Origin of the sequence: Amycolatopsis coloradensis (genome assembly GCF_037997115.1) — a bacterium.
GTDB lineage: Bacteria > Actinomycetota > Actinomycetes > Mycobacteriales > Pseudonocardiaceae > Amycolatopsis > Amycolatopsis coloradensis_A.
The window spans coordinates 2,491,457-2,514,768 of sequence record NZ_CP150484.1 but is presented as its reverse complement, the minus strand read 5'-3'; the positions used below and the strand labels follow the sequence as shown (position 1 = coordinate 2,514,768).

The 23,312-nt window shown below is 68.9% G+C and carries 20 protein-coding genes; 12 read left to right on the top strand and 8 right to left on the bottom strand.

The window, feature by feature from the left end; all coding sequences use genetic code 11:
* The 3 genes from LCL61_RS11890 to LCL61_RS11880 all read right to left on the bottom strand — a co-directional run bounded on the left by LCL61_RS11890 (position 1) and on the right by LCL61_RS11880 (position 1,929).
* Positions 1-1,179 carry a DUF6973 domain-containing protein gene (locus LCL61_RS11890; RefSeq protein ID WP_340686887.1) on the bottom strand — a complete coding sequence of 393 codons (1,179 nt, stop codon included), beginning with the start codon at positions 1,177-1,179 and terminating at the stop codon, positions 1-3.
* Positions 1,179-1,475, bottom strand: coding sequence for a hypothetical protein (locus tag LCL61_RS11885; RefSeq protein ID WP_340686886.1), 297 nt, complete (start codon positions 1,473-1,475; stop codon positions 1,179-1,181). The genes LCL61_RS11890 and LCL61_RS11885 overlap by 1 nt, the downstream gene beginning before the upstream one ends.
* 67 nt (positions 1,476-1,542) lie before the next feature.
* Positions 1,543-1,929 (bottom strand): cupin, encoded by a 387-nt coding sequence (locus tag LCL61_RS11880; protein WP_340686885.1) that lies wholly within the window; start codon positions 1,927-1,929, stop codon positions 1,543-1,545.
* Positions 1,930-2,007: 78 nt separating this feature from the next.
* On the opposite strand from LCL61_RS11880, the gene LCL61_RS11875 reads away from it, so the two are divergent.
* A complete protein-coding gene (locus LCL61_RS11875) occupies positions 2,008-2,586 on the top strand; it encodes a helix-turn-helix domain-containing protein (protein ID WP_340686884.1) in 579 nt (192 codons plus the stop codon).
* Positions 2,587-2,605: 19 nt separating this feature from the next.
* Complete coding sequence (locus tag LCL61_RS11870) at positions 2,606-3,865, top strand: plasmid pRiA4b ORF-3 family protein (RefSeq protein WP_340686883.1); 1,260 nt, start codon at positions 2,606-2,608, stop codon at positions 3,863-3,865.
* Here LCL61_RS11870 and LCL61_RS11865 read toward each other — a convergent pair.
* Both LCL61_RS11865 and msrA read right to left on the bottom strand, forming a co-directional pair.
* Positions 3,836-4,306 carry a molybdenum cofactor biosysynthesis protein gene (locus tag LCL61_RS11865; protein ID WP_340686882.1) on the bottom strand — a complete coding sequence of 157 codons (471 nt, stop codon included), beginning with the start codon at positions 4,304-4,306 and terminating at the stop codon, positions 3,836-3,838. The genes LCL61_RS11870 and LCL61_RS11865 overlap by 30 nt on opposite strands.
* Positions 4,285-4,779, bottom strand: a complete 495-nt coding sequence (gene msrA / locus LCL61_RS11860; protein WP_340686881.1) for a peptide-methionine (S)-S-oxide reductase MsrA — start codon at positions 4,777-4,779, stop codon at positions 4,285-4,287. Before msrA ends, LCL61_RS11865 begins: the two co-directional genes overlap by 22 nt.
* A 108-nt stretch (positions 4,780-4,887) precedes the next feature.
* Here msrA and LCL61_RS11855 point away from each other — a divergent pair, with 108 nt between their 5' ends.
* The 5 genes from LCL61_RS11855 to LCL61_RS11835 all read left to right on the top strand — a co-directional run bounded on the left by LCL61_RS11855 (position 4,888) and on the right by LCL61_RS11835 (position 15,079).
* Positions 4,888-5,214 (top strand): hypothetical protein, encoded by a 327-nt coding sequence (locus LCL61_RS11855; protein WP_340686880.1) that lies wholly within the window; start codon positions 4,888-4,890, stop codon positions 5,212-5,214.
* A gap of 87 nt (positions 5,215-5,301) precedes the next feature.
* Entirely contained in the window at positions 5,302-6,795 is a 1,494-nt protein-coding gene (locus LCL61_RS11850) for a TIGR02677 family protein (RefSeq protein ID WP_340686879.1), read from the top strand.
* Positions 6,792-8,012: a TIGR02678 family protein gene (locus LCL61_RS11845; protein ID WP_340686878.1), complete on the top strand. Its 1,221-nt coding sequence runs from the start codon at positions 6,792-6,794 to the stop codon at positions 8,010-8,012. Before LCL61_RS11850 ends, LCL61_RS11845 begins: the two co-directional genes overlap by 4 nt.
* Positions 8,009-11,992 (top strand): TIGR02680 family protein, encoded by a 3,984-nt coding sequence (locus tag LCL61_RS11840; protein ID WP_340686877.1) that lies wholly within the window; start codon positions 8,009-8,011, stop codon positions 11,990-11,992. Before LCL61_RS11845 ends, LCL61_RS11840 begins: the two co-directional genes overlap by 4 nt.
* An 87-nt stretch (positions 11,993-12,079) precedes the next feature.
* Complete coding sequence (locus LCL61_RS11835; RefSeq protein WP_340686876.1) at positions 12,080-15,079, top strand: AfsR/SARP family transcriptional regulator; 3,000 nt, start codon at positions 12,080-12,082, stop codon at positions 15,077-15,079.
* A 160-nt stretch (positions 15,080-15,239) separates the two neighbouring features.
* Here LCL61_RS11835 and LCL61_RS11830 read toward each other — a convergent pair whose 3' ends face one another.
* The gene (locus LCL61_RS11830; protein ID WP_340686875.1) at positions 15,240-15,662 is read right to left on the bottom strand and encodes a hypothetical protein; all 423 of its coding nucleotides are present in this window, start codon (positions 15,660-15,662) and stop codon (positions 15,240-15,242) included.
* A 127-nt stretch (positions 15,663-15,789) separates the two neighbouring features.
* Here LCL61_RS11830 and LCL61_RS11825 point away from each other — a divergent pair, with 127 nt between their 5' ends.
* From LCL61_RS11825 to LCL61_RS11815, 3 genes are all read left to right on the top strand, one after another.
* Positions 15,790-16,656 (top strand): DUF4394 domain-containing protein, encoded by an 867-nt coding sequence (locus LCL61_RS11825; protein WP_340686874.1) that lies wholly within the window; start codon positions 15,790-15,792, stop codon positions 16,654-16,656.
* A 336-nt stretch (positions 16,657-16,992) separates the two neighbouring features.
* Positions 16,993-18,216 carry an HNH endonuclease signature motif containing protein gene (locus tag LCL61_RS11820; RefSeq protein ID WP_340688556.1) on the top strand — a complete coding sequence of 408 codons (1,224 nt, stop codon included), beginning with the start codon at positions 16,993-16,995 and terminating at the stop codon, positions 18,214-18,216.
* 540 nt (positions 18,217-18,756) lie between these two features.
* Positions 18,757-19,464, top strand: a complete 708-nt coding sequence (locus LCL61_RS11815) for a hypothetical protein (protein WP_340686873.1) — start codon at positions 18,757-18,759, stop codon at positions 19,462-19,464.
* 215 nt (positions 19,465-19,679) lie between these two features.
* On the opposite strand, the gene LCL61_RS11810 is transcribed toward LCL61_RS11815, so the two are convergent.
* Positions 19,680-20,174: a DoxX family protein gene (locus LCL61_RS11810; protein ID WP_340686872.1), complete on the bottom strand. Its 495-nt coding sequence runs from the start codon at positions 20,172-20,174 to the stop codon at positions 19,680-19,682.
* Between the two features lie 77 nt (positions 20,175-20,251).
* On the opposite strand from LCL61_RS11810, the gene LCL61_RS11805 reads away from it, so the two are divergent.
* Complete coding sequence (locus tag LCL61_RS11805) at positions 20,252-20,788, top strand: TetR/AcrR family transcriptional regulator (RefSeq protein ID WP_340686871.1); 537 nt, start codon at positions 20,252-20,254, stop codon at positions 20,786-20,788.
* On the opposite strand, the gene LCL61_RS11800 is transcribed toward LCL61_RS11805, so the two are convergent.
* Complete coding sequence (locus tag LCL61_RS11800) at positions 20,789-21,556, bottom strand: SDR family oxidoreductase (protein WP_340686870.1); 768 nt, start codon at positions 21,554-21,556, stop codon at positions 20,789-20,791.
* Positions 21,557-21,727: 171 nt separating this feature from the next.
* On the opposite strand from LCL61_RS11800, the gene LCL61_RS11795 reads away from it, so the two are divergent.
* Positions 21,728-23,293: a trypsin-like serine protease gene (locus LCL61_RS11795; protein ID WP_340686868.1), complete on the top strand. Its 1,566-nt coding sequence runs from the start codon at positions 21,728-21,730 to the stop codon at positions 23,291-23,293.
* The last annotated feature ends 19 nt before the right edge of the window (positions 23,294-23,312 follow it).

Below are 23,312 nucleotides of genomic sequence, written 5' to 3'. Positions count from 1 at the left end.
TCAGTATTGGTCCGGAGTCGCCGACGGGTCGCCGGGGTCGTGGTCGTCGTTGCGCCCCGGATTGTCCGTGGGCCAAGGCTTGTTCTTGGTTTCGCGGGTCTCGCCAGGAGGCGATTCGTTGGACGATACCAGGGTGTCATTCTTGTCGATGACCACCATTTTGCCGTCCTTGACGGCTTGTTCGACCAGGTTCGCCAGCTCCTCGGGACCGGCGTCCGGGTTGGCTCGGGCGATCGCGCGGCCGACTTCGTTGTTGTGCAGGTCCATGGCCACCGGGACGTGGTGACTGCTCGGGTTCCGCTCGTGCGCCGTGGCGAAGTCGCGGGCCCACTCTTCTCCGTACCGCTGCGTCATCATCGCGTTCCAGTAGGCGTGGCGGAACGCGTCGGCGTGCCCGTCGGTCAGGCCTTTGCCCTCGAATTTGCCTTCGGCGACGTGCAAGGCGTCCTGCCGGATGTCGGCGAACTCCTTGAGCCCGAGCAATCCCTTGCGCATCTGCAGATCGTCGAGCAACTTGGCCTCTGCTTGAGTGATCTTCTCCTTCGAGAAACCCGCTCGTTCCGCGAGCCAGCCGGTCAGACCGCTCGGCCACACTGTCGTGCCGTCTGTTTTGACCTGGTACTTCGCCAGGAGATCGCGGTGCCGCTGCTCGTCGGCGATGCGATCTTCGCCTGCCGCGGCGGCCGCAGCCAGCGTCGTCGCGCCGGCGTCACCGATTTCGCCTGCCAGGATGCGCTTGAGCACGGAATTCAGTTCGGTGTCGATCTGTCCGGCACGGGCCAAAATGGCTTCCACCTCGACCTGCAACAGCATGCTGGAGAGAAACCCACTGGCGTTTTCGGTCTCGACGACCTTGCCGTTGTCGATCCGGAAACCGTTCTTGGCGGCGAAATCCTCGGTCGTCTCGACACTACGCACCAAATCGCGCACAGCTTGCTCGGTGTCGTCGATGATCTTCACCGCTGCGGACAAGCGCGCCGCGAGATCCTCGAGTTCCTGACAGCGGGCGCGCAGATTCTCGGCCGCCGCGTCCGCTGCCTCACCGGCCCACCCGGCGGGCTTGGCGCCGTCGATCTCGTCTTGCAAGCCGAGCACCTGGCGGTTCTGCGCGGCCAAGTGGTCACCGATCTGCCCGATCCCGTCGGCTTTCCACTGACTGACGTCGGCCCAGGTGACCATCATCGACCACCTGTCCCGTCGAATTCCTGTTCACCGGCGTCATCTCGAACCCGGTACGCGGTCGCGGCAGTGGTCAGTGATGCCGCGTAGGAATCCACCCCCTTCGCCCAGACACTGATGGAGTTCTCCCAATGTGGACCGAGCTCGGCGGCGGTCTTCGCGGACTCCGTTCCGGTCAATGCGCCGGAAAGCGCCGCCACCCGCTCCAGATCCAGCTCGCGCACGATTCCCGCGGCTTGTCTGGCCTGATCGGCCGCGTCACGCAAGGCTTTCGGATCAGCTTCGAACCCCGTCATAAACCCCTCCCCCTCGGGTTGAGGCTACTTGTCCTGTTTGGGAGGTTCAAGCCAACGAGATTGCGCCTCAGACCTCGTGGAAATCGTCAAGACGATGCGCTTCGGCTGAAGATTCCGTAGCGGCCAGCCAATGCGGATAGGTGACATAGACCAGTTCCGTGTCCTCATCGGCCACGTAGACCACCTCGGTCCCCGCCCGCAGATAGATCACCTCGCCCGCCCGAGCCGTCACCGAACCCGAAGGGCCCTCGACGGTGAAGGTGCCGGAAGTGATGACGAGGGCCTCGTCGTACGTCATCTTCCACGGATTCTTCTCTCCTTTCCCGTAGCGAGCGAAGCCGACGGACATCGCCGCACCGCTGTCTTGCGCGAGGACGTCGGCCAGGAAGATCCGCTGGTCGAGCCGCTGGAACCAGGTCGAAGCGTCATCGCTCGTGAAGTGTTCGACAGACATCCAAGTCTCCTTAAGTGGAAGTTCCTCCACTTAGTTAACTGGAGAAAGTTCCACTTGTCCACCGGTTAGGCTGGCCGGGTGCTTCCCATCGCAGGAGCCGGGACTCCAGAGCGGGCGGACGCGGCTCGCAACCGGCAGAAGATCATCCACGCGGCGGCCAGGCTTGTGGCGGCCAAAGGGATCGACGGGCTCGCGTTGGACGAGGTCGCGGCGGAAGCGGGCGTCGGGATCGGCACCGTGTATCGGCGGTTCCCGGACAAGGGCGCGTTGGCGCAGGCATTGCTCGACGAGAACGAGCGCGAGTTCCAGGAAGCGTTCATCAGCGGGCCGCCGCCGCTCGGGCCGGGGGCACCCGCGACCCAAAGGTTGAGGGCGTTCATGGACGCGTACGTCGACAGGCTCGAAACCCACGGCGAACTGCTGATGGTCGCGGAGACGGAGACGCCGATGGCGCGGTTCGTCACGGGCGCGTACCGGCTGCACCACAGTCACCTGGTCGCGTTGATCAGCGAAATCGAGCCGGAAGCGGACGCGCATTTCAGGGCCGACGCGCTGCTCGCGCCACTGGCAGCGGCGCAGTACCTCTATCAGCGGCACAGCATGACGCCGGAGCAGATCAAAGCAGGGCTGATCGGTCTGTGCCGGCTCGATGACTAGTGTCTCGGAAGGGGGTGGCATGGATCTCGCGGTGAAGTCCGAACTGGTCGAGCAGGTGCGCACGTTCACCGAATGGGTGGGCGCAGGACGGAAACTCACCCAGACCGGGCGTATCACCTTGGCTGACGCCAAGGCGCTGGTGCCGATGTTGAAGACCGGTGACGTGCTCGAGCAGACCATCGGCAGCCACGTGTACCGGACCAGGTCGAGCGAGCGCCTGCTCAACCTCATGCTCGTCGTGGAGTGCGCCAAGGCGGCGGGGCTGGTCCGTAAGACCGGGCATCGATTGGTTCCGGTGAAGAAGAACCAGGCGCTTCTCGATGACCCACAGAAGCTGTGGTTCGCGTTGTTCACCAGGTTCGACAAGCTGGGCGAGGCGTTCCTGCACTCGGGATTCGGCGAGTCACTGCTGCGCCCGGAGTTCCACGATGGCAGCCGTGCGGCATTGGCCTTGCTGTACAACACCGATGGTGCTGTCGACATCGCGAGCTTGTGTGCGACGGTCTGGGATGTCGTGAGCGCACCTTACGTGTTGGAAGATCTCACCGAACTCCAACTCGAGACTTTGCGCATCACCACCGATCGCGATACCGAGCGTGCACTCGATGCCCTTCAGCGATTGGGGGCGGTGACCCTCGGGGACAAATCGGCCGAGCTGACCGAACTCGGCAGGTCGGGTATGCGACGGATCTTGGGCGAGCCGGAAGCCGGAGATCCGATCTACCAGGCGAAAATCACTTTGCTGGAAATCGAGGGTCTCCCGGTGTGGCGACGGGTGGTGGTTCCGGCGGCCATCCCGCTCGACCGGCTGCACATCGTCATCCAGGCCGCGATGGGCTGGGAGAACTACCACCTGCACTACTTCCTCGATGGAAACACCTACTACGGCGAGGCCGAGCCTGAACTGCAGTACCGCGACGAACGGAAAGTGCGGCTGGACGACCTGGTGAAGCCCGGCGGCCGTCTCTTGTACAACTACGACTTCGGCGACAACTGGGACCACGAGATCCTCATCGAGGAAGCCACGGCCGCCACCTCCGACGGGCGCTACCCGCGATGCGTCGCGGGGCAAGCGGCTTGCCCGCCGGAGGACGTCGGCGGAACCGGGGGTTACGCCCGGCTGATCCAGATCCTCGGCGATCCCGGACACCCGGAACACCGAGACGTAGTCGACTGGCTCGGTCTCGACGACCCGGACCAATTCGACCCTGCGCGCTTCAATCTCGACGAGGCCAACCAGCGCCTGACCCTAGGAGATCTCTACCGGCCCAACGCGTAAGACACCGTCGTCCAGCGGCACGCAGCGCTTCCCGCCGCGGCCCCGCAAAGCACGGAAAGTGCCCGACGGGTAGACGACGTCCATCCACGCGCACGGGTTCGCGGGCCGGTGGACCTCGAAGCGCACCGGACCATCGCCCGAGTCCAAAGCCACCACCGAACCCCGCGGCAAAGCGTCCACGTCGAAGCCCGAGAGCACGATGTTCCGCCGGGCCGGCAGCGGATCGCCAGGGACAGCAGAAGAGAAGAGCGTGACCGCGGCGGAACGATGCGCTGGGTGGTTGAAGTACCGGTCCCCGACCAGCCCCAGTCCCGCGCGCACCTCGACGCGGTCGCGCGAGACCGGCACTGGATCAGCACGAGGGCCGTCAGAGGGACGGCCCTCGTACGCGTGCACCGAAGAGACGTGCAGCGCGACGATCAGCGCTCGCCGAGTTGCCATTCCGGCCGCACGTAGTGGCAGGTGTAGCCGTTCGGGATGCGCTCCAGGTAGTCCTGGTGCTCCGGCTCGGCTTCCCAGAAGTCACCGGCCTGGGTCACCTCGGTGACCACCTTGCCCGGCCACTTCCCGGAGGCGTCGACGTCGGCGATCGTCTGTTCGGCGACCTGCTTCTGCTTGTCGTCGGTGTAGAAGATCGCCGAGCGGTAGGTCGTGCCGATGTCGTTGCCCTGGCGGTTGCGGGTCGTCGGGTCGTGGATCTGGAAGAAGAACTCCAGGATCTGCCGGTACGATAGCTGCGCCGGGTCGAAGACGATCTCGATGCCTTCGGCGTGGGAGCCGTGGTTGCGGTAGGTCGCGTTCGGCACGTCGCCGCCGGTGTAGCCGACCCTGGTGGAGACGACCCCGGGGTGCCGGCGGAACAGGTCCTGCATGCCCCAGAAACAGCCGCCCGCGAGAACAGCCTTTTCCGTCACTGTAGATCTCCTTCGGTCGTTGACACCCAGTACAACGTGTCGCACCGCCCCTGTCATCCCCGTCCGAGTGTGACGGAACGCTTACGTCCACCGTGCGTCTCACGTTAGGTGAAAACCCTGCTCGCGGTCCTCGCCCTCCTCCTGGCCGGTTGCGCGACGCCCCCGCCAAGCCCAAAACCAGAAGAAGCCTTCCGGTTCGGCGGGATCTCGATGCCCGCCAGCGGCAAGGTGCTGGAGACACAGCACGACCGCGGCATCGACTCGAGGTACGTCGTCGTCCTCACCCTTCCGGCGGAGGACGTGCCCAAGCTGCTCGAGGCGTCGAACTTCGCTCCCGGAGTGATGAACGACGACCGGCTCGTCGACGGCCGCCGCGTGGTCCGCAAGGTCACCGTCGACGGGACCACGGTGCGTCTCGAACTGTTCACGACGTGAGCACTCTGCGTGAAAACGACGGTCCGTTGGGACTCGCCTGGGTTACCCCCTAACGTGTAGCTCCACGCACCAGCCGCCGGAGGACGCATGGATCCGATCCGTGTTCCGCCCGAGATGTTCCGTTTCACCGACGGCAGCAGATCCGGGCTCCCCCTGGCGATCCTGCACGCCTTCGGCGAGGCGAACGAGCGACTTGAGACGGCCCTCGGGATCGACGACGTCCGCGCGAGGCTGCGCGAAGTCGGCTGGCTGGAGACGCTGGACGACGAAGACCTCGTCAAGGCGCTGGACCAGCTGAGGAGCCAGGGCCACCTCGACGTCGTCCAGAGCCACGCGGGCGACTACCGGACGGCGTCGGAGTACGAGCGCCGCAATCTCCAGTACTCGCTGAGCCGGCAGGGCGAAGCGGCGTACGCGGGGGTGGTCCGCGCGAACGAGGTGCTCAACGCGTCCGGGGCGCTCCAGACTGCGACGCTCGAGGCGCTGGGTGAGCGGCTCGGCGAGCTCGCGAAGCAGCTCGAAGACGGCACGGACAGGCGCGTGTTCAGCACGCTCACCGAAGTCGAGAGCCACCTCGAAGCGTTCCGCGACAACACGAAGCGCTTCAACGGCGACCTCCAGCGCCTCCTGCACGCCGAAGCCGACCTCGCGACGTTCCACGAGGTCAAGGCGGCCACGGTCACGTATCTGCAGGGGTTCCTGAACGACCTGGAACATCACGCGCACACGATCGCCACCCGGATCAAGGAGGTCGACGACCACGGCGTCGAGCGGATGCACCGGCGGGCGCTCAACGGAGCGTCGCTGCCGAACCCCGATCCGCGCTGGCTCGACGTCCGCAAGGCGCGGTGGGACGGCCTTCGCGCGTGGTTCCTGCCCGAGGACGGGGCGACGCCGCGGGTCGAGGACCTTCATCGCCTCGCGCGGCGCGCGATCATCACGCTTCTCCAGGTCCTCGACCGGATCACCGAATCGCGGCGGCGCGCGAGCAGCGCGGTCGCCGATTTCCGCGAGCTGGCGCGGTGGTTCACCGTCGTCCCGGCACAGGAGGACCTGCATCGCCTGTGGTCCACGATGTTCGGGCTGAGTTCCGCTCGGCACGCGCACCTCGCCCACGCGGATCCGGAAGTGGTCAGCACGACGGCGTCGTGGCTCGACGCGCCGCCGGTCGAGGTGTCGGAACTGCTTCGCTCCGCGGGCCGCACCGAGCGGTTCACCAGGACCGGCCGGGTGCGCGACGTCAGCGCGATCAGAGCCGCGAGAGCCGAAAAAGCCCTGCAGGAACGCGCCGAACTCGAAGCGGCGTGGAACATGCTCGACACCGGCGGCGTCGTGCGGCTTTCGGCGTTCGAGAAGCTCGACCACAGCGTCTTCGAGCGGCTGCTCGACCTGCTGGGGCAAGCGCTGGGCAGTGCCGTCGGCGCGGACGGCACCCGGCGGAGCACCACGTCCGACGGACAGATCGAGATCGTCCTGCGGCCGCCACAGACCGGCGCGGTCGCCCGCTTGACCACCACGAGCGGTGTCTTCCGGGGCCCCGACTACGAGATCGAGATCAGTACGGCCGGAGGCGGTGCGTGAGCCTCACCAACCAACTGGTCATCGCGGAACGCGAAGAGGTCGCGCGCGGGATCCGCGCGCTGCTGGCCACCCCGCTGATCGGCGAGCGCGGCTCCCCCGAGACCTTCGACCTCATCCGGCGCCGCCGCGAGCCCATCCGGCAGTGGTTCGACTACTACTGCGGCTGGACGCTCACCGTCGAACCGCGGCTCGGCTACGCCCGGCTGGTCAAGGTCCGCGCGGCCACCGATCCCACGCGTCCGGCGCGACGGCTGCGCTCCGGGCGCGCCGCGTTCGACCGCCGCCGCTACGTCCTGTTGTGCGTGGTGGCCGCCGAACTGCTGACCGTGCCGGTGACCACCATCGGCCTGCTCGCCGGCCGCGTCGCGCAGGCGAGCGCCGCCGACGACCTCGTCACCACCTTCGACGTCGCCACCAGGGCGGAGCGCCTCGCGTTCGTGGACGTCCTCAAGCTCCTGGAGTCCTACGGCGTCCTCGAAGCCGCCGACGGCGACCCGGAGTCCTTTGTGGACGATCCGGCGGCGAAGGTGCTGTTCCGGGTGGACGCGACCCTGTTGCTGCGGATGCTCGCCGCGCCGGTCGGGCCGTCGCAGCTGGCCGTGCCCGCCGACGACGTCGCGCTGCGGTTCGAGGAACTGCTGGAGGCGGTGTCGCACGAGCAGCGCTACGGCCTCTCGTCGGGCCGCCACGAGGACACGCCGAGCGCGTCGGACGTCCAGCGGAACCTGTGGCTCCGTCACACGGTCTTCCGCCGTCTCGTCGACGATCCGGTGCTGTACTTCGCCGAACTGACCGCGGAGGAACGCGCGTACCTCGGCACGCCGACCGGACGCCAGCTGCTGCGGCGAGCCGCGGAGCAAGGCGGTTTCGTCCTCGAAGAACGCGCCGAGGGCGTGCTGCTCGTCGACGTCGACGGGCTGGCCACCGACGAGAAATTCCCGGACGACGGCAGCAACGCCAAGGTCGCCGCGCTCCTGCTGCTCGACGCACTGGACGAGCCGCGGACCACCGACTATCTGCAGAAGGCCACCGCCAAACTGCTGAAACGCTTCCCACGCTGGGCCAAGACCTACCGGGGCAAGGACGGGGTGCGGCGGCTGACCGTCGACGCGCTCGCCGTGCTGACCGGCTTCGGCCTGATCCGCACCGAAGCCGAACTCGTCCGGCCGCTCCCGGCCGCCGCGAGGTACACCGACCGCACCGAGGAGGCGCCGTGACCGTGACGAGGTGGATTCCCTCCCGTGCCGGCATTCTCAACATCTGGCGCTACTACGACGAGATCTTCGAGTTCCACGACGGGCGCCTGCTGTTGCGCGGCCCCAACGGGAGCGGGAAGTCGAAGGCGCTGGAGCTGCTGCTGCCGTTCCTGTTCGACGCGAGCCTGCGCGCCAACCGGCTGTCGACCTTCGGCACCAGCGAACGCAGCATGCACTGGAACCTGATGGGCGAAGGCGCTTCGGGCGCCACCCGCGTCGGGTACGTCTGGCTCGAATTCGGCATGGCGGGCGAGAAGTGGTTCACCTGCGGCGCGCGGCTTCAAGCCAGCACGCACACCAGCACGGTGCACGCCGACTTCTTCACCACCGATCTTCGGGTGGGCGACGGCTTGCCGCTGGTCAACGAGGCCGGCCAGCCGCTGACCAAGAAGGCGCTGGAGGAAGCCCTCGGCGAACACGGGACCGTGCACGACGGCGCGGCCGAGTACCGCGCGGCGATCCGCGCGAAACTGTTCCCCACCTTGAGCGAACAGCGGTACGACGCGCTGATCACCGCGTTGCTCCAGCTGCGGATGCCCAAGCTCTCGCAGCGGCTCGACCCGAGCCTGCTGTCCAATCTGCTCTCCCGCGCGCTTCCGCCGCTGGGACAGCAGGAAATCGCGGATCTCGCCGAGGGTTTCGAGCGGCTCGACGCGCAGCGCGAACGGCTGGGCTCGCTGGAGACCGAGGTCGACGCGACCCGCGCGCTCGCCGCGCGGCAAAGGACCTACGCCCAGCGTGTGCTGCGCGCGGGCGCCGCGAACCTCATCGCCGCGACCACCGAACTCGACGAACTCGCCGCGGCCGCCCGCCGTTCGGCCGAGGAGCACGACGAGGTCGCCGCGAAGAAGGAGGCCGCCGAGGAACGGGCGGCGAAGCTCGAAAAAGACGTCGAAGAGACCGAAGCCCGCCTCGCCGGGCTGACCGAATCCGAGTCGTACCGCAAGGGCCAGGAGCTCGACAAGCTGCGGCAACGGACCTTGTCCACGCGCGAAAAGGCGGAAGCACTGCGCGCGGACGCGGACCGGCTCCGTGCCGAGGCGGACGCCGACGAGGAGCGTTCGCGGGCGGCGAAGCAGGTCGCGAAACGGCAGGCCGACCTCGTGCGCTCGCTGGAGACCGAGGTCCGTGCCGCCGCGACCCGCGCGAACCTGGCCGGGGTGCACGACGAACTCGTCGCCGGACTGAATGAACCGGCCCGGCTCCGTCCGTTGCTGCAGGCCGCCGTCCGCGGCAAGCGCGACCAGGTCGAAACGCTCGGCCGGGCGCTGGACAAGCACGAACTCGCGGTGGGGCGGCGGCACCGGGCCGAGGCGGATCTCGACCGCGCGCGGTCGGATTTCTCGGCCGCGCAGGAGCGGCTGGACCTCACGACGGCGACGCGGGAACTCGCGCTGAGCGATCTGCGCACCCGGCTCGCCGAATGGGCGATCGGCTGCCGCGAGCTGCGGTTCCCCGACGTGGAAGCGGTCGTCCGGGAGGCCGAGGCGGAGGTCGCGCTGCTGGGCAGGCTCGGCGTCGTCGCCGAGACCGTGCTCGAAGACATCATCCGGCGGGAGGCGGCGACCGGTGCCGCGCTGGCCACCGCGCGCGCCGAGCACGACGGGCTCCTCGTCGAGGCGGGCGTGCTCGAAACGGAGGACGTCCTCGCGCCCGAGCCGCCACGCACCCGCACGACGGACCGCGCCGAGATGAGCGGCGCGCCGCTGTGGCGACTGGTCGATTTCGCGGGCTCGGTCCCCGAAAGCGCCCACGCGGGAATCGAGGCCGCGCTCGAAGGCGCCGGCCTGCTGGACGCCTGGGTGAACTCCCACGGCGTCGTCGACGGACACGACGTGCTCGCGGAGATCGGGACGCTGCCGGTGGCCACCGGCCGTTCACTCGCCGACGTCCTCGTACCCGAATCCGACGCGGAACTTTCCCCGGCGAAGATCCGCCGGATCCTGGAAGTGATCGCCTTCGACGACACGCTCCCCGCCGGGCCTGCCGCGATCGGCGCGGACGGCGGCTGGCGGATGGGCGGCCTGTCGGGCAGCTGGGCGAAGGACGCCCCGGCGTACATCGGCGCGTCCGCCCGCCTTCGCGCGCGGGAACGCCGGATCGCCGAACTGCGGGACAAGATCTCCCTTCGCGAGAAGACCATCGCCGAGCTGGAAGGCGAGCTGGCCGCGCTGCGCGGCAGGCGCGAGCTGATCAAGATCGAACGCGCCGCCCGCCCCAGCCACGAAGATCTCCTTGCCGCCACGGGAGAACTGAACGCGGCCGACGCCGAGCTGACCGCCGCCGACGCCGCCGTCCGGCATCTGGAGACCACCGTCTCCGCGCTGGAGATCGAGGCCAAGACGGCGCTGCACGAGCTGACCGCCCAGGCCTCGGAGAGCGGGCTCCCGACCGAACGCGCGCTACTGGCCGCGCTCGCCACGGCCCTGCGCACCTACTCCGACCAGGGCGAGAACTGGTTGTACGAGCACGGGAACCTGCTCACCGCGACCCAGCGGGCCGAGCTGTGCGCCGAACAGGCGGACCGGTCCGAGGCGAACGCGGCCCGGCGTGAGGACGAGGCTTCCGAGGCGGAGGCCGAACGCGTCAAGCTCACGGCGATGCTCGAAGCGATCGAAGGGACCGCGGGCAGCGGGCAGCGCGAGGTGCTCGCCGAAATCGACGGGCTGCGCACGAAACTGCGTGAACTCTCGGGCGAACTCCGCGCCGCGAACGCCGACGCCAAGGAGCTCGCGGTGTCGCTGGGCGCGCTCGGCGTCCGGCGTACGACCGACGCACGGGCCCGCGAGGACGCGGCCAAGAAGCAGGACGCGGCCGCGCACCGGTTCCGGAAGCTCGCGACCGGCGTCTTCCCCGCCGACGGCGGCATCGAGGACCTGCCGAAGTTCCAGGCCACCCTGTCCGCCTCCGACGGGGTGCGGTCGGCGCTCGAAACGGCCCGGCTGGTGGCCGCGGCGTGGCCGTCCGTGCCGCACGCGCCGAGCAACCTCGGCGAGGCGCTGCACCGGCTCTCCGAGGCCGTGCACACCTGCCGGAACACCCTCAGCGCGCGGGCGGAACTCGATCTGGAGACCGACGAGGACGTCCAGATCTTCACCGCCGTCGTCGACGGGCTGCGGGTCGGCGCGGCCGAACTGCTGAAGATCCTTTACGCGGAAGCGGAACAGAGCAGGCACGAGATCACCGACCGGGAAAGCGACCTGTTCGACAAGACGCTGACCGGCGACACCCGCCGTCATCTCGCGGCCCGTATCCGGCAGGCCAACGACCTCGTCGACGGCATGAACGCGCGGCTGGAACGCGTGCGGACCGCGTCCAGGGTGGCCGTCCGGCTGGTCTGGCAGGTCTCCCCAGACCTGCCGCCGGGCACCAAGACCGCGCGGGATCTGCTGCTGAAGGATCCTGATCAGCTGACCGCCGAGGATCGCGTGTCCCTGCACAGGTTCTTCCGGGAACGCGTCGAACAGGCGAAGGCGGACGACACGGCGACCAGCTGGGAACAGCAGCTCGCGCAGGTCTTCGACTACACGTCCTGGCACCGGTTCGTGGTCAAGGTGGACCGCGCGAACGGCGCGGGCTGGCAGTTGCTGACCAAGAAGCTGCACGGCGCGCTTTCCGGTGGGGAGAAGGCGATCGCGCTGCACCTGCCGCTGTTCGCCGCCGTCGCCGCGCATTATCAGGCCGCGCCCGAGGCGCCGAGGGTGATCCTGCTCGACGAGGTGTTCGTCGGCGTCGACACCACCAACCGGGGGCAGGTGTTCGGCCTGCTGTCCGAACTCGACCTCGACCTGATGCTGACCTCGGACCACGAATGGTGCACCTACGCCGAGCTCGGCGGCGTCGGGATCCACCAGCTCATCACCGGCGGCGACGGTGACGACGCGGTCACCACGGCCCGGTTCACCTGGAACGGTCACGACCTCGCGCCGGCGGGCCATTAGCCTGAGCGGCCCCAAAGCCGGGCGCAGCGGGGTTCTTTCCGCCGTTCGTCCTTGTGCGGCGCGGGACCGCTCGCTACGTTCCTGCCGGTGGCTGTGCGGATCCAGGTGCTGGGCTCGCTGCGCGTATGGCTGGCCGGGGCGGAAGTCGATCTGGGCCCACCGGGTCGCCGTGCCGTCCTGGGGTTGCTGGTGCTCGCCGGCGGCGAGGCGATGTCCAAGCAGGAGCTGGTCGACGCGCTGTGGGGCGAACTGCCGCCGCGCAGCGCGGTGAACGTGCTCCAGACGCACGTCAAACACCTGCGGCGGCTGCTGGAACCCGGCCGTCCGTCGCGGTCCGGGAGTGAGATCCTGCCGCATGTCGGCGGTGGTTACGCGGTGCGCTGGGACGCCGTCGAGATCGACCTTCCCCATGTCCGCGGGCTCGTCGCCGAGGCGAACGAAGCCCAGCGCGACGGCGAGACCGGCCGTGCCGCGGCGCTGTTCGGCGAGGCCCTGCGCTGGTGGCGTGGCAGGCCGCTGGCCGATATTCCTTTGCTCGCAACGCATCCGAAGGTCATGGCGCTGCTCGCGGAACACCGCGCGCTGCTCGCCCGCTACGGCGACGCGATGCTCGCGATCGGCGCCGCAGACGAGGTACTGGCCGAATTGGCCGAAGCCGCGGCGGACCAGCCGCTGGACGAGCCCGCGCAGGCCCGGTTGATCCGCGCGTACCATGCCACGGGTCAGCGGGCGACGGCTTTCCGGCTCTACCAGGAGGTTCGCGAACGGCTCGTCGAGGAACTGGGGGTCGAGCCCGGGCCGGAACTCGCCGCCGCGCACTCCGCGCTGCTCGAAGACGGGGAACCGCTCCCGGCTCCGCGATCCGCCCTACGCGTTCCCCGGCAGTTGCCCGCCGAGCCGTCCGGGTTCACCGGCCGGGCGACCGAACTGTCCATTTTGGACCAACTGGTGCCCCGCGCCGGGAGCTACGGCGGCGCGGTGGCGCTCGCGGCCGTCACCGGGCAGGCGGGGGCCGGGAAGACCGCGTTGGCCGTGCACTGGGGTCACCGGGTGAAGGACCGGTTCCCGGACGGGCAGTTCTACGCGAACCTGCGCGGCCATTCCGCCGGCGAGCCCGCGACGGCGCTCGAAGTGCTCACCCGGTTCCTGGCCGCGCTGGACGTCCCCGCCGAACGCCTGCCCGCGGACACCGAGACCGCGTCCGCGCTGTACCGGACACTGATGACCGATCGGAAAGCGCTGGTGGTGCTGGACAACGCCGTGGACGTCGATCAGGTCCGGCCGCTGCTGCCCGCCGGGCCGGGATGTCTGGTGCTGGTCACCGCCAGGGACCGGATGGGCGGGCTGGTCGCGCTCCACGGCGCCCGGCGGCTCACGCTGGGCATGCTCGAACCCGGCGAGGCGCTGGAACTGCTCGCGCGTGTGCTCGGTTCCGAATGGGTCCGGGCCGAGCACGAAGCGGCCGCCGAGGTGGCCGGGTTGTGCGCGTATCTGCCGCTGGCACTGAGGATCGCCGCGGCCAACCTCGCCGAAGATCCCGGGAACGGCATCGAGGACTACGCCATCGAGCTGCGCAAGGGCAATCCGCTCGCCGCGCTGACCGTGCCGGGCGACGAGCAGATCGCCGTCCGGACCGCTTTCGACCTTTCCTACGCGGCCTTGCCCGCCGAAACGCGCCGGTTGTTCCGGCTGCTGAGCCTGGTGCCGGGCAACGACATCGGCGTCGAAGCCGTCGAGATCCTGACCGGCGAGGAGCGGGCGGGCCCGATGCTGGACACGCTCGCGAGCGCGCATCTCGTCGAACAGCACGCGCCCGGCCGCTACCACTTCCACGATCTCCTCCGCAGCTACGCCGCCGATCGCCTGCGGGATTCCCCGGCGGAGACCCGATCCGCCCGGCGCCGCCTGCACGAGTGGTATCTGCGCGGTGCCGACCAAGCGGCGAAAATCGTCTACCCGCACATGTTCCGTGTCCCGCTGTCCGTGCCGGACGGCCCGGTTCCCGCCGCGGCGAAGGAGAACGCGGCGGAATGGCTGGAGACCGAACTGGGCAACCTCGTCGCCGTCGTCGAGGACGCGGCGCGGACCGGGCCGCGTCCGGTGGCCTGGCTGCTGGCCGACGCGCTACGCGGCTACTTCTGGATGTCGTCGCGTCAGGTCGAGTGGCGGGCGGCCGCCGGGGCCGCGCTGGCCGCCGCCGAGGAGGACGGCGATCTCCGCGCCCGCGTGTCCGCCCGGTTCAGCCTGGCGGATCTGGGTTTTCGCCAAGGGCGGTACCGGGAGGCCGTCCGGGAGCACACCGGCGCGCTCGTGCTCGCCCGGCGGGCCGGGTGGGTGGAGGCGCAGGCCGCGGTGCTGGGCAACCTCGGGTGCGTGTACTGGCAGTCGGGACGGCTCCCGGCGGCCGCGGCGCGGTTCTCCCGGGGTCTGGAGCTGAGCAGACGCGCCGGAAGCCCGGCCGGGGAAGCCGTCGCGCTGGGCAATCTGGGGCTCGTCCACTGGGAGATGGGGGATCTTTCCGGGGCGGCCGGCCACTACGTCCGGGCGCTGCGCCGGTATCGCGGGATCGGCTCCCGCTACGGGGAGGCGATCAACCTGTCCAATCTCGGGCAGGCACGACACGCTCGCGGCAGGGTCAGCGAGGCGGCCGGCCTGCTCGCCAAGGCCCTCGCGCTGCATCGAGAGGCGGGGAACCGTGCCGGGGAAGCGGAAACGCTCGGAAGGCTCGCCTCGGTGTACTGCGATCTCGGCCGTCTCACCGACGCGCTCGACCACGCGCGCGAAGGGCTGCGACTAGCGCGGGAGACCGGAGAACCGCGGGGTGAGGGCGAGGCGCTCGTCGCGCTCGCGGGCGTGCATCAGCGCGTGGGGCACCGGCAGGACGCCGTCCGCCGGTACCGGCAGGCGCTGGCCCTCCTGCGGGAGACCGGTGATCGGTACCCCGAGGTCGACGCGCTCATCGGGCTCGCCACCGCGACCGGCGACCTCGGGCAGGCCCGCCGGGCGCTCGCCCTCGCCGAACGGGCGGGGTATGGCGCGTTGCGGAAACGGGCGGCGGCCGCGGTCGAGTCGATCCTTCGCGCCTAGGCCGTGTCCTGTGAGTCTGTTCGATGGGCTTCGTGATCCAGGTGATTCCTGACGGTGCGGGCGGGTCGGCCTCGTACCGGGTCGTACTCGGCCGAGCCCGCCCGTGCCGTCAGGGAGCACCTGGGCGCGAAGACCGCGAACATGACTTGCAGGACACGGCCTAGGCCGCGATGTCGCTGCTGGTGTAGTACCCGCCGGCCGGATGGAACGTGACGACGACCCACGGGTTGACGCCGTGTTCCTTGCCCGCGCTGTCCTGGCACGAGAACTCACTCATGTCGAACGCGCTCCACGCCTTGTCCGGCAGTTCTTTGATCGACTCCTCGATCCGGCCGGCCCAGCGACAGGCCGGACTGTGGACTAGCGCCGTCACCGACGGCTCGGCCCAGATGATCGTCCCGCCGTCCGAGCACCACGAGAGGTCGAACGTGTAGGTCCACCTCCCCGCCTCTTCGAGCACCACCGGCTTGATGACCTTGACGCCGGAAGCGCATTCCGGGGCCGCGTCCGCCTCGGCCGGCGCGGCGATCGTGAGGCCTGCGCAGAGGATCATCGAGCAGGCAAGGACTTTCTTGACCGTCATCGTCCCACTGTTCCGCCGGTTCACCACGCCCGCAAGCCGCCGGCCGCCGGATCCAACCGACGTCCAATGGCCGTCCAGTGCCGCCGATTAGCTTGTGCTCGCACAGTTTCCGCTGAGGGGAGTACGGATGAGGGCACGACTCAAGAAGGCCATGACCGCGGCGGCCACCACGGTGGCCGTCACGGCGGCGCTCGTCGTCGGGACCGCGACCGGCAGCTCGGCGCAGGCGGCCGGGCTGCGGGCGTTCGCGATCTCGTCGGACGGCAAGCTGATGGCCACCTACTGGACCGCCCAGCCCCAGGTCCTCGACTGGGTGCGGCTCGTACAAGGGCTCACCTGCGGGGAGACCCGCCTGATCGGGATCGATTTCCGGGTCCAGAACGGTTTGCTGTACGGAGTGGGCGAGAAAGGCTGTATCTACACGATCAAATTCCCGCCGGCGGCACCCGATGTCGTCGTCACGAAAGTCTCGCAACTGAGCGTTCCGTTGTACGGCACCGACTTCGGCGTCGACTTCAACCCGGCCGCCGACCGGCTGCGGGTGATCAGCGACTACGGCCAGAACCTGCGGCACAACCTCGGCGACCACGTCACGGTCGAAGACACCATCCTGACCACGCCGCCCGCGGGCGGGCCGACCAGGGGCGTCACGGCCGCCGCCTACACGAACAACGACCTCAACCCCGACACCGCGACCACGCTGTTCGACATCGGCACGGCCACCGACCAGGTACTCGTCCAGGCACCCGCCAACGCCGGGTTCCTCAGCCCGACCGGCGCGCTCGGCGTCGACACCGGCCCGATCGCGGGTTTCGACATCTTCAGCGACCTCACCAACGGCAAGACGTCCTCGGTGAGCGCGTTCGCCGTCCTCAACCCGGCCGCCGGGCCGTCGACGTTCTACACGGTCAATCTGCTGACCGGCGCGGCGACCAAGGTCGGCGACTTCCCGTTGCCGGTCGGGGATATCGCCATCGCGCTCGACACGAACTGAGTGGGGAACGCCGCTGTCCGGTGTCCGGTCTTCGGCCGGGCACCGGGCGGTGGTTCGTGGTCGTTTGCCGGTCCTGTTGTCGAAGCCGTTGTCGTTGTCGTTGCCGGAAATCGGCGATGGTAGGTGATCGTTGTGAAAGACCGAAGACCGGCAACGCATCACCGTTCTCTGGCAGGCAAGCCCAGCCTACAATATTGGCGTACCAAGCGACCGTCACGAATAGGCCGTCCGTCCTGTCTCATTACCGGAAATCGGCAACGCCTCGCGGGGTCTGTAAGGCAGGGAATTGTCGGTGGTGGGTCGTATGTTCGTGGGGTGGACACACATTCCGCGCCGGTGGCGCTACTCGAAAACCTCACCGATCCCGAGGTGCTGGCATCGGTCAACGCTGCTGTCGATTCCTTGGATGACAAGGATGCCGTTGCTGTCGCGCAAGCGGCATCGGCCGGGATCGCGCGGCTGGAAGCGATCCGGTTCCGGGCTGTGGCGCAGCTGAACCGGCACCGCGCCGGTGCTCGTAGTGTCACGCAGGAGGTGGCGTTCGCGTTGTCTGTTGTGGACAATCATGCGGGTGCGATGGTCGCCGCGGCCGACGCGTTGACCACTCGCCTGCCCCACACCCTGGGCTTGATGGACCAAGGGAAACTCGGCGGGTTCGGGGCGATGAAAGTCGCCGCGGCCACCTCGTGGCTCTCAGACGAGAACGCGCGTGCCGTCGACGCGCTACTGGAGGACCGGATCGCGGACAAGAACCCTGATCAGGTCCGCAAAGCCGCCAATCATGCGGCGAACACGATCGACCCCGAGGGCGCGGACAAGCGGGCCGAGGGGCATCGTGAGAGCCGTCGTCTCACGTTGCGTCACGGTGAGACCGGTGTCGCGTCGATCGAGGTCGAAGACGCCCCAGTCGAGAAGGCGGCCTCCGCTTATCAGCGGATCGATCGTGAAGCGCGAGTCCTGAAAACCGGTGGTGAGACCCGCACTCTGGATCAGCTGCGTGCCGACGTCGCTCTCGATCTCCTCCTGGGCGGCCGGGGTGGTGTGGGTGAACGCAGTGAGGTGTTTTTGTATATGGATCTGTTCACCTATCTCGGCCTGAACGACGACCCGGCGGAGATGGCCGGGCACGGGTCCCTTCCCGCCGGGTTGGCCCGCCAGATCGCCACCGGCCCGAACACTGTGCTGCGGCGGATCATCACCGACCCGCTCTCCGGGCAGGTCCTCGACCTCGGCCGCGGCCGCTATCGGCCGACAGCGGGTGTGGACGAGTTCGTGCGGGTGCGGGACCGGGAATGCCGAAGACCCGGCTGCCACCGCCCCGCCCAGGCCTGCGACATCGACCATTCGCTGCCGTGGCAGCACGGTGGCCACACCAACGCCGACGAACTAGTCGATCTCTGCCGACGAGACCACCGCCTCAAAGACGAACCTGGCTGGACCTACCACCTCGCACCCAACGGCACGCTCAGCATCACCACACCCACCGGACAAACCCACACCAGCACACCGCCCCCACTCCATCCACCCCGGCCGGCACCCGACGAACCACCACCCTTCTGAGCGCTGTTGACGGAAAACGGCAACACACCGGTCCGGCAGCCGAGTTTCCCCAGACGCCGCATAACCGCCAGGCGGCAGGAAAGGGCGGTAGCTCGTTCGGCACCCGCCAGGAGCGATCGTGTTGCCGGAAAACGGCAAGGGCCTGCTCAGACACCTGCTGGTTCCCCCGGGTACCGAGTTGCATGGGCGCTCAGCAGCGTTGCCGTAAACAGCGACAGCCGACTCGTGCGGCGGGATGTTCTCCCAGCGCCGCCGCACACCCGCCACGTAACCAAAAGACGGCCACGATCCGCTCAGACACCAGCCGACTCCCCAAGTACCGAGTCGCGGCCGGGCACCCAGCGGCCTCGCCGACAAACGGCGACGCCCCCCAAGCGACAGCGAGTTCTCCAGCTGCCACGCACCCAGCCCATAGCCGAAAACCGACCACGCCCTCCCCTTGCGAGAGGCCCAAGAGACCGACTCCACCCACGGTCTGAGCCCGAAGACCGGACCGTGATCCGATCCGCGCCACCACCACACGCGGCAGGCTCACCGGATATGGAAACCGACTACGTCTTCCCCGGCCGCCGCGTCGCCGCGGTCTCGATGGTCCTCGGCCCGGTCCTGCTGCTCACCGGGACGCTGCTGCGGGCGCGCTTCGACTTCTTCTTCCCGAGCCAGCTCAGGGCGATGAGCGATCATCCCGCGCTGATGACCGCCGCGTACACGTGTTTCCTGGCGGGCAATGTCGTGCTGTGGCCCGCGATCGTCGCGCTCGCCACGAAGATCGGCCGCACCAGGCCGGCGTTGGCCGCCTGGGGCGGCCTGTTCGTCCTTTGTGGACTCTTCGAGCGCACCTTTCACGCCGGGATCGACCAGGCGGCGCTGGGACTCACCGAACGCCGTGGCTCCGGGTTCGCCGAGAGCGTGGTCAGCGAGTCGTATCAGGACCTGCATCTGTTCAGTTTTCTGTCGTTCACGATCATGTTCGGCTGGTACGTGCTCGCCTTCGCCGCTTATCGGGCGAAAGTGCTCGGCGTCGCCGGGTCGATCGGGCTGGCGACGATGGGGCTTCTGCCGCTCGGCGTGCTGAAAGGGACCGAATTCGTTTCGATCATCGGCACCGCCGGGCTTTGTGTCGCGTTGGTTCCGGCCGGTATCCGGGCATTACTGGAAAGTCCCAAACCGAGCCGCCGCACGATGGTGTTCACGGCGATCGCCGTTCCGGTTCTGGGCGCGCTCGCCTTCGCGAGCGCACTGGGCTGAGCTCAGGCCAGACGCGCGGACGTTTTCCCTTTTCTGTCAACGGATTCGTGTTCGCGCCCCGCCGGGAGACAGCTCATCAGCAGTACGACACCGACCGCCCCGAGAAGCATGTGCCCGGCGAGGATGCACAGCCCACAGAATCCGATCCACAATGAGATCTTCATTCTCAGAGGGTAGTGCCGTTCCCGGGAGCGGGACCCGAACTTGGGAAAGACTTAAGGTCTCCTTTGGGCAAAGGGTCTGTCCGGAGTACGCGCGTAATACACCACCAGTGACACCGTCGAGGCGAGGAACACCACCTGCATCAGGCTCCGCGGCACCAGCTCGTCCATCGTCGAAGTCACCGGCCCGTGCAGTGCCTTGTACACATTCGCCGGGAACATCCCCAGCAGCAGGAGAGTCAGCCCGGCGGACGCCCACGGCGCCGTGCGCGACCACAGCACCCCCGCGGCGCCCGCGAGTTCGAGGACGCCGGTGACGGTCACCAGCAGTCCCGGCGCGGGCAGGGCGGGCGGCACCATCGCGACGAGTTCCTCGCGCATGCCGATGAAGTGCGCGAGACCGGTAGTGACGAACAGCGCCGCGACACCGCCGCGCACCGCGACGGGCCAGGGTTTGAACCGCTGGACGCCGAAGGCGCCCAGCAGAGCCAACGTCGCCGTGACGGCGATCAGCATCAGTACGGGTGCGAGACCGGGATCCATGACCATGCCTTCCGAGCAGTGAATCTTTCCACTGACAAGATGCGCGATTGCGGGCCATCTTGTCAATGACTAGATTCGTGGCCATGAGTCCGTACCACCACGGCGACCTCCGCCGGGCCGTGCTCGACGCCGCCGTCGCGGCCATCACCGAACACGGCCCCGCGGGGATCAGTCTCCGCGACCTCGCCCGGCGCGCGGGCGTCTCGCACGCCGGGCCGGTCCACCATTTCGGCGACAAGGCCGGGGTGCTGACCGCGCTGGCCGCCGAGGGATTCGACCTGCTAGCGGACGCGCTGGCGGCCGAGAGCGATCGGGATTTCGTCGAGGTCGGGGTGGCTTACGTGCGCTTCGCGATCGAGCATCGCGCGCATTTCGAGGTGATGTTCCGCCCCGAACTCCACCGCGAGGGCGACGCGGCGCTGGCCGCCGCCCGTGACCGCGCCGGAGCCCTGCTGACCAGCGGCGCGGCGTCGGTCAGCGACGACGCGATGGCTGGGGTCGCCGCGTGGTCGTTGATGCACGGCTTCGCGAACCTGTGGCTCACCGGCGCGCTTCGTGCCGAGCACCTCGAGGATCCGGACACCGCCGCCCGCGCGATCGCCCGGATCCTGTTCCCGTGATCAGACCTGCGCGGTGGGCATCACGGTGACCTGCTGAAGGTTCACCCGAGCCGGGAGCGAGGTCAGGAACGCCACGGTCTCGGCGATGTCCTCGGGCTTCAGCCAGGTCAGCGACTCGCGCGCGCCGTCCAGCCACTGCAGAGCGCCGGCGTCGGTGACGTGGCCCTGCAGTTCGGTCTCGACCAGCCCCGGCTCGATCGCCGCGACCCGCACACCCTTCGGCCCGAGGTCGGCGCGAAGGTTCTTTGACAAGTGCGTCACGTACGCCTTCGAGGCGACGTACACGGCGAAGGACGGGAAGACGGCCTGCGCGCCGATGGACGAGGTGTTCACCAGGTCCGCGACGCCCTTCTCGGCCGCCGAAGCGACGAGATGCGGGACGAACGCGCCGATCGCGTTCATCAGGCCCGTCATGTTGACGTCGATCATGCGCTGCCAGTCGCCGGTGGCGAGTTCGTCGATCGGCGCGGCCAGCATCACGCCGGCGTTGTTGAACAGGAGGTCCGCGCGGCCCAGCTTCGCCTCGATATCGGCCGCCGCGGCCCGCATCGCCGCGGCGTCGGCGACGTCGACGGCGAGCACGAGCGCGGTACCGCCGTCGGCCTCGATCTCCTTGGCCAAGATCTCCAGCCGGTCCGCCCGGCGGGCGATCAGCGCGACCGCCGCCCCGGAGGCGGCCAGCCGCCGGGCGGCCGCCTCGCCGATTCCGCTGGACGCTCCGGTGACGACGGCGACCCTGTTCGCGTGCGGTGCCGGGGAGTTCGTCATCTCTGTTTCTCCTAAGTGGACTCGTTCTCGGTGATGAGTCCAGGAAACCGGGCCCCGCCCGGAGATGGCACGGTCTGTTCAGCCTGGGTCCGGCAGTACCAGTCAAGCCGCGCACGGAACTGTTACGCGCTCATCGAGTTCCGCGGACACCGACCGGCCAGCGTGACCCGTATGCGAATCCGATCCCTCGCGCTCGCGCTGGCCATGATGACGGCCACCGCGGCCCCCGCGTCGGCCGTCATCGGCGGCACCGAGTCCACCACGCCCTACGACTTCATGGTCTCCCTGCAGTACGACGCGCCCCGTCCGGACGGACACCGGTGCGGGGCGGTGCTCATCGCGCCCCAATGGGCGGTCACCGCGGCCCACTGCGCCAACACTCCGACCGGCTCGGCCGTCGGGGTCCCCCGCGGCTGGAAGGTCCGCGTCGGCTCGCTGGACACCACCACCGGTGGCGAGGTCACCGAGGTCGACAAGTTCTATCGGCGCATCGTCACGTACAACCCGCCTGGCGAGGACATCGCGGTCCTGCACCTGCGCAACCCCGTGCGAGCCCAACCCGTCCGGCTCGCCGGGGCCACGCCGGCCGTCGGTACCCCGGTCCGCATCCTCGGCTGGGGTGCGGCCGCGACCGGTTGCAACGACTTCAAGGACCCGAAGTGCTTTCCCAGCAAGCTGCGCGAAGCGGACACCGAGGTCGTGCCGCTCGACCGATGCTGGGACGACGACGGGCACACCCTGCCGTTGTGCGTCGGCCGCGCCGAGCCGCCCGTCGGTCCGGGCACGACGGACTCCGGCGGCCCCGCGTTGATCCGTTCGGGCGACGGCTGGGCGCTGGCCGGAACGGTCATCGGTCCCGGCATCAGGGGCGCCGACTTCCCTGACATGTACACCGACGTCTCGAAGAATTCCGCGTGGATCAACGGCATCGTGACCGGGACCGCCGTTCCCCCGGACTCCCCGGTGCCGAACGTGGAAGGCACGGCCGAGGTGGGTAACTGCAAGGGCGCGGTGGTGCGCGCCGCCACCTCTCGTCCTGAAGACCCGGCGCTGGCGTTGACCAACGGCCATTGCGTGCCGAGCGGGCGGCCCGCCCCGGGGAAGGCCTTGGTCGACCGGCCCGCCGACCTGCCCCGTCCGGTCACGATCGCCGACCGGGAGGGCTATCCGAAGACCAGCGCCCGCGCCACCCGGCTGGTCTACGCGACGATGACCGGCACCGACATCGCGCTGTACCGGCTGGACAAGACCTACGCCCAGCTGGCCAGAGAAGGCGCGAAGGTCTTCCGGCTGACCACCAAGCCGATGCGGGCCGGAGACCGGCTCCTCATGGCCTACTCCAGCAGCCGGCCGAGCTGCACGGTGGAGGCCGTCGTGCCGCACCTGCGCGAAGCCGGGTACCAGCAGGACGACGCGGTCCGCTACGCGCCGAGCGACACCTGCGTGAGCAGGCCCGGCCACTCCGGCTCCGTGCTGCTGTCCCGCGACGGGAACACGGTCATGGGCATCAACAACACCCACAACCGTGACGGTGAGCGCTGCACCGAGGGCAACCCGTGCGAGGTCGGCCGGGACGGGACCGTGAAGGCGCTGAAGGGCCGCGGTTACGGCCAGCAGGTCCACCGGATCGCGGCCTGTCTGACCAAGGGATCCCGGATCGACCTGCGACGATGTGCCGGCGAAAAACAATTCCCACCGGCTGTCGAATCGGCGGGAGGCCCTTCGTATAGGGAGTGACCAATCGCTTCGAACGAGG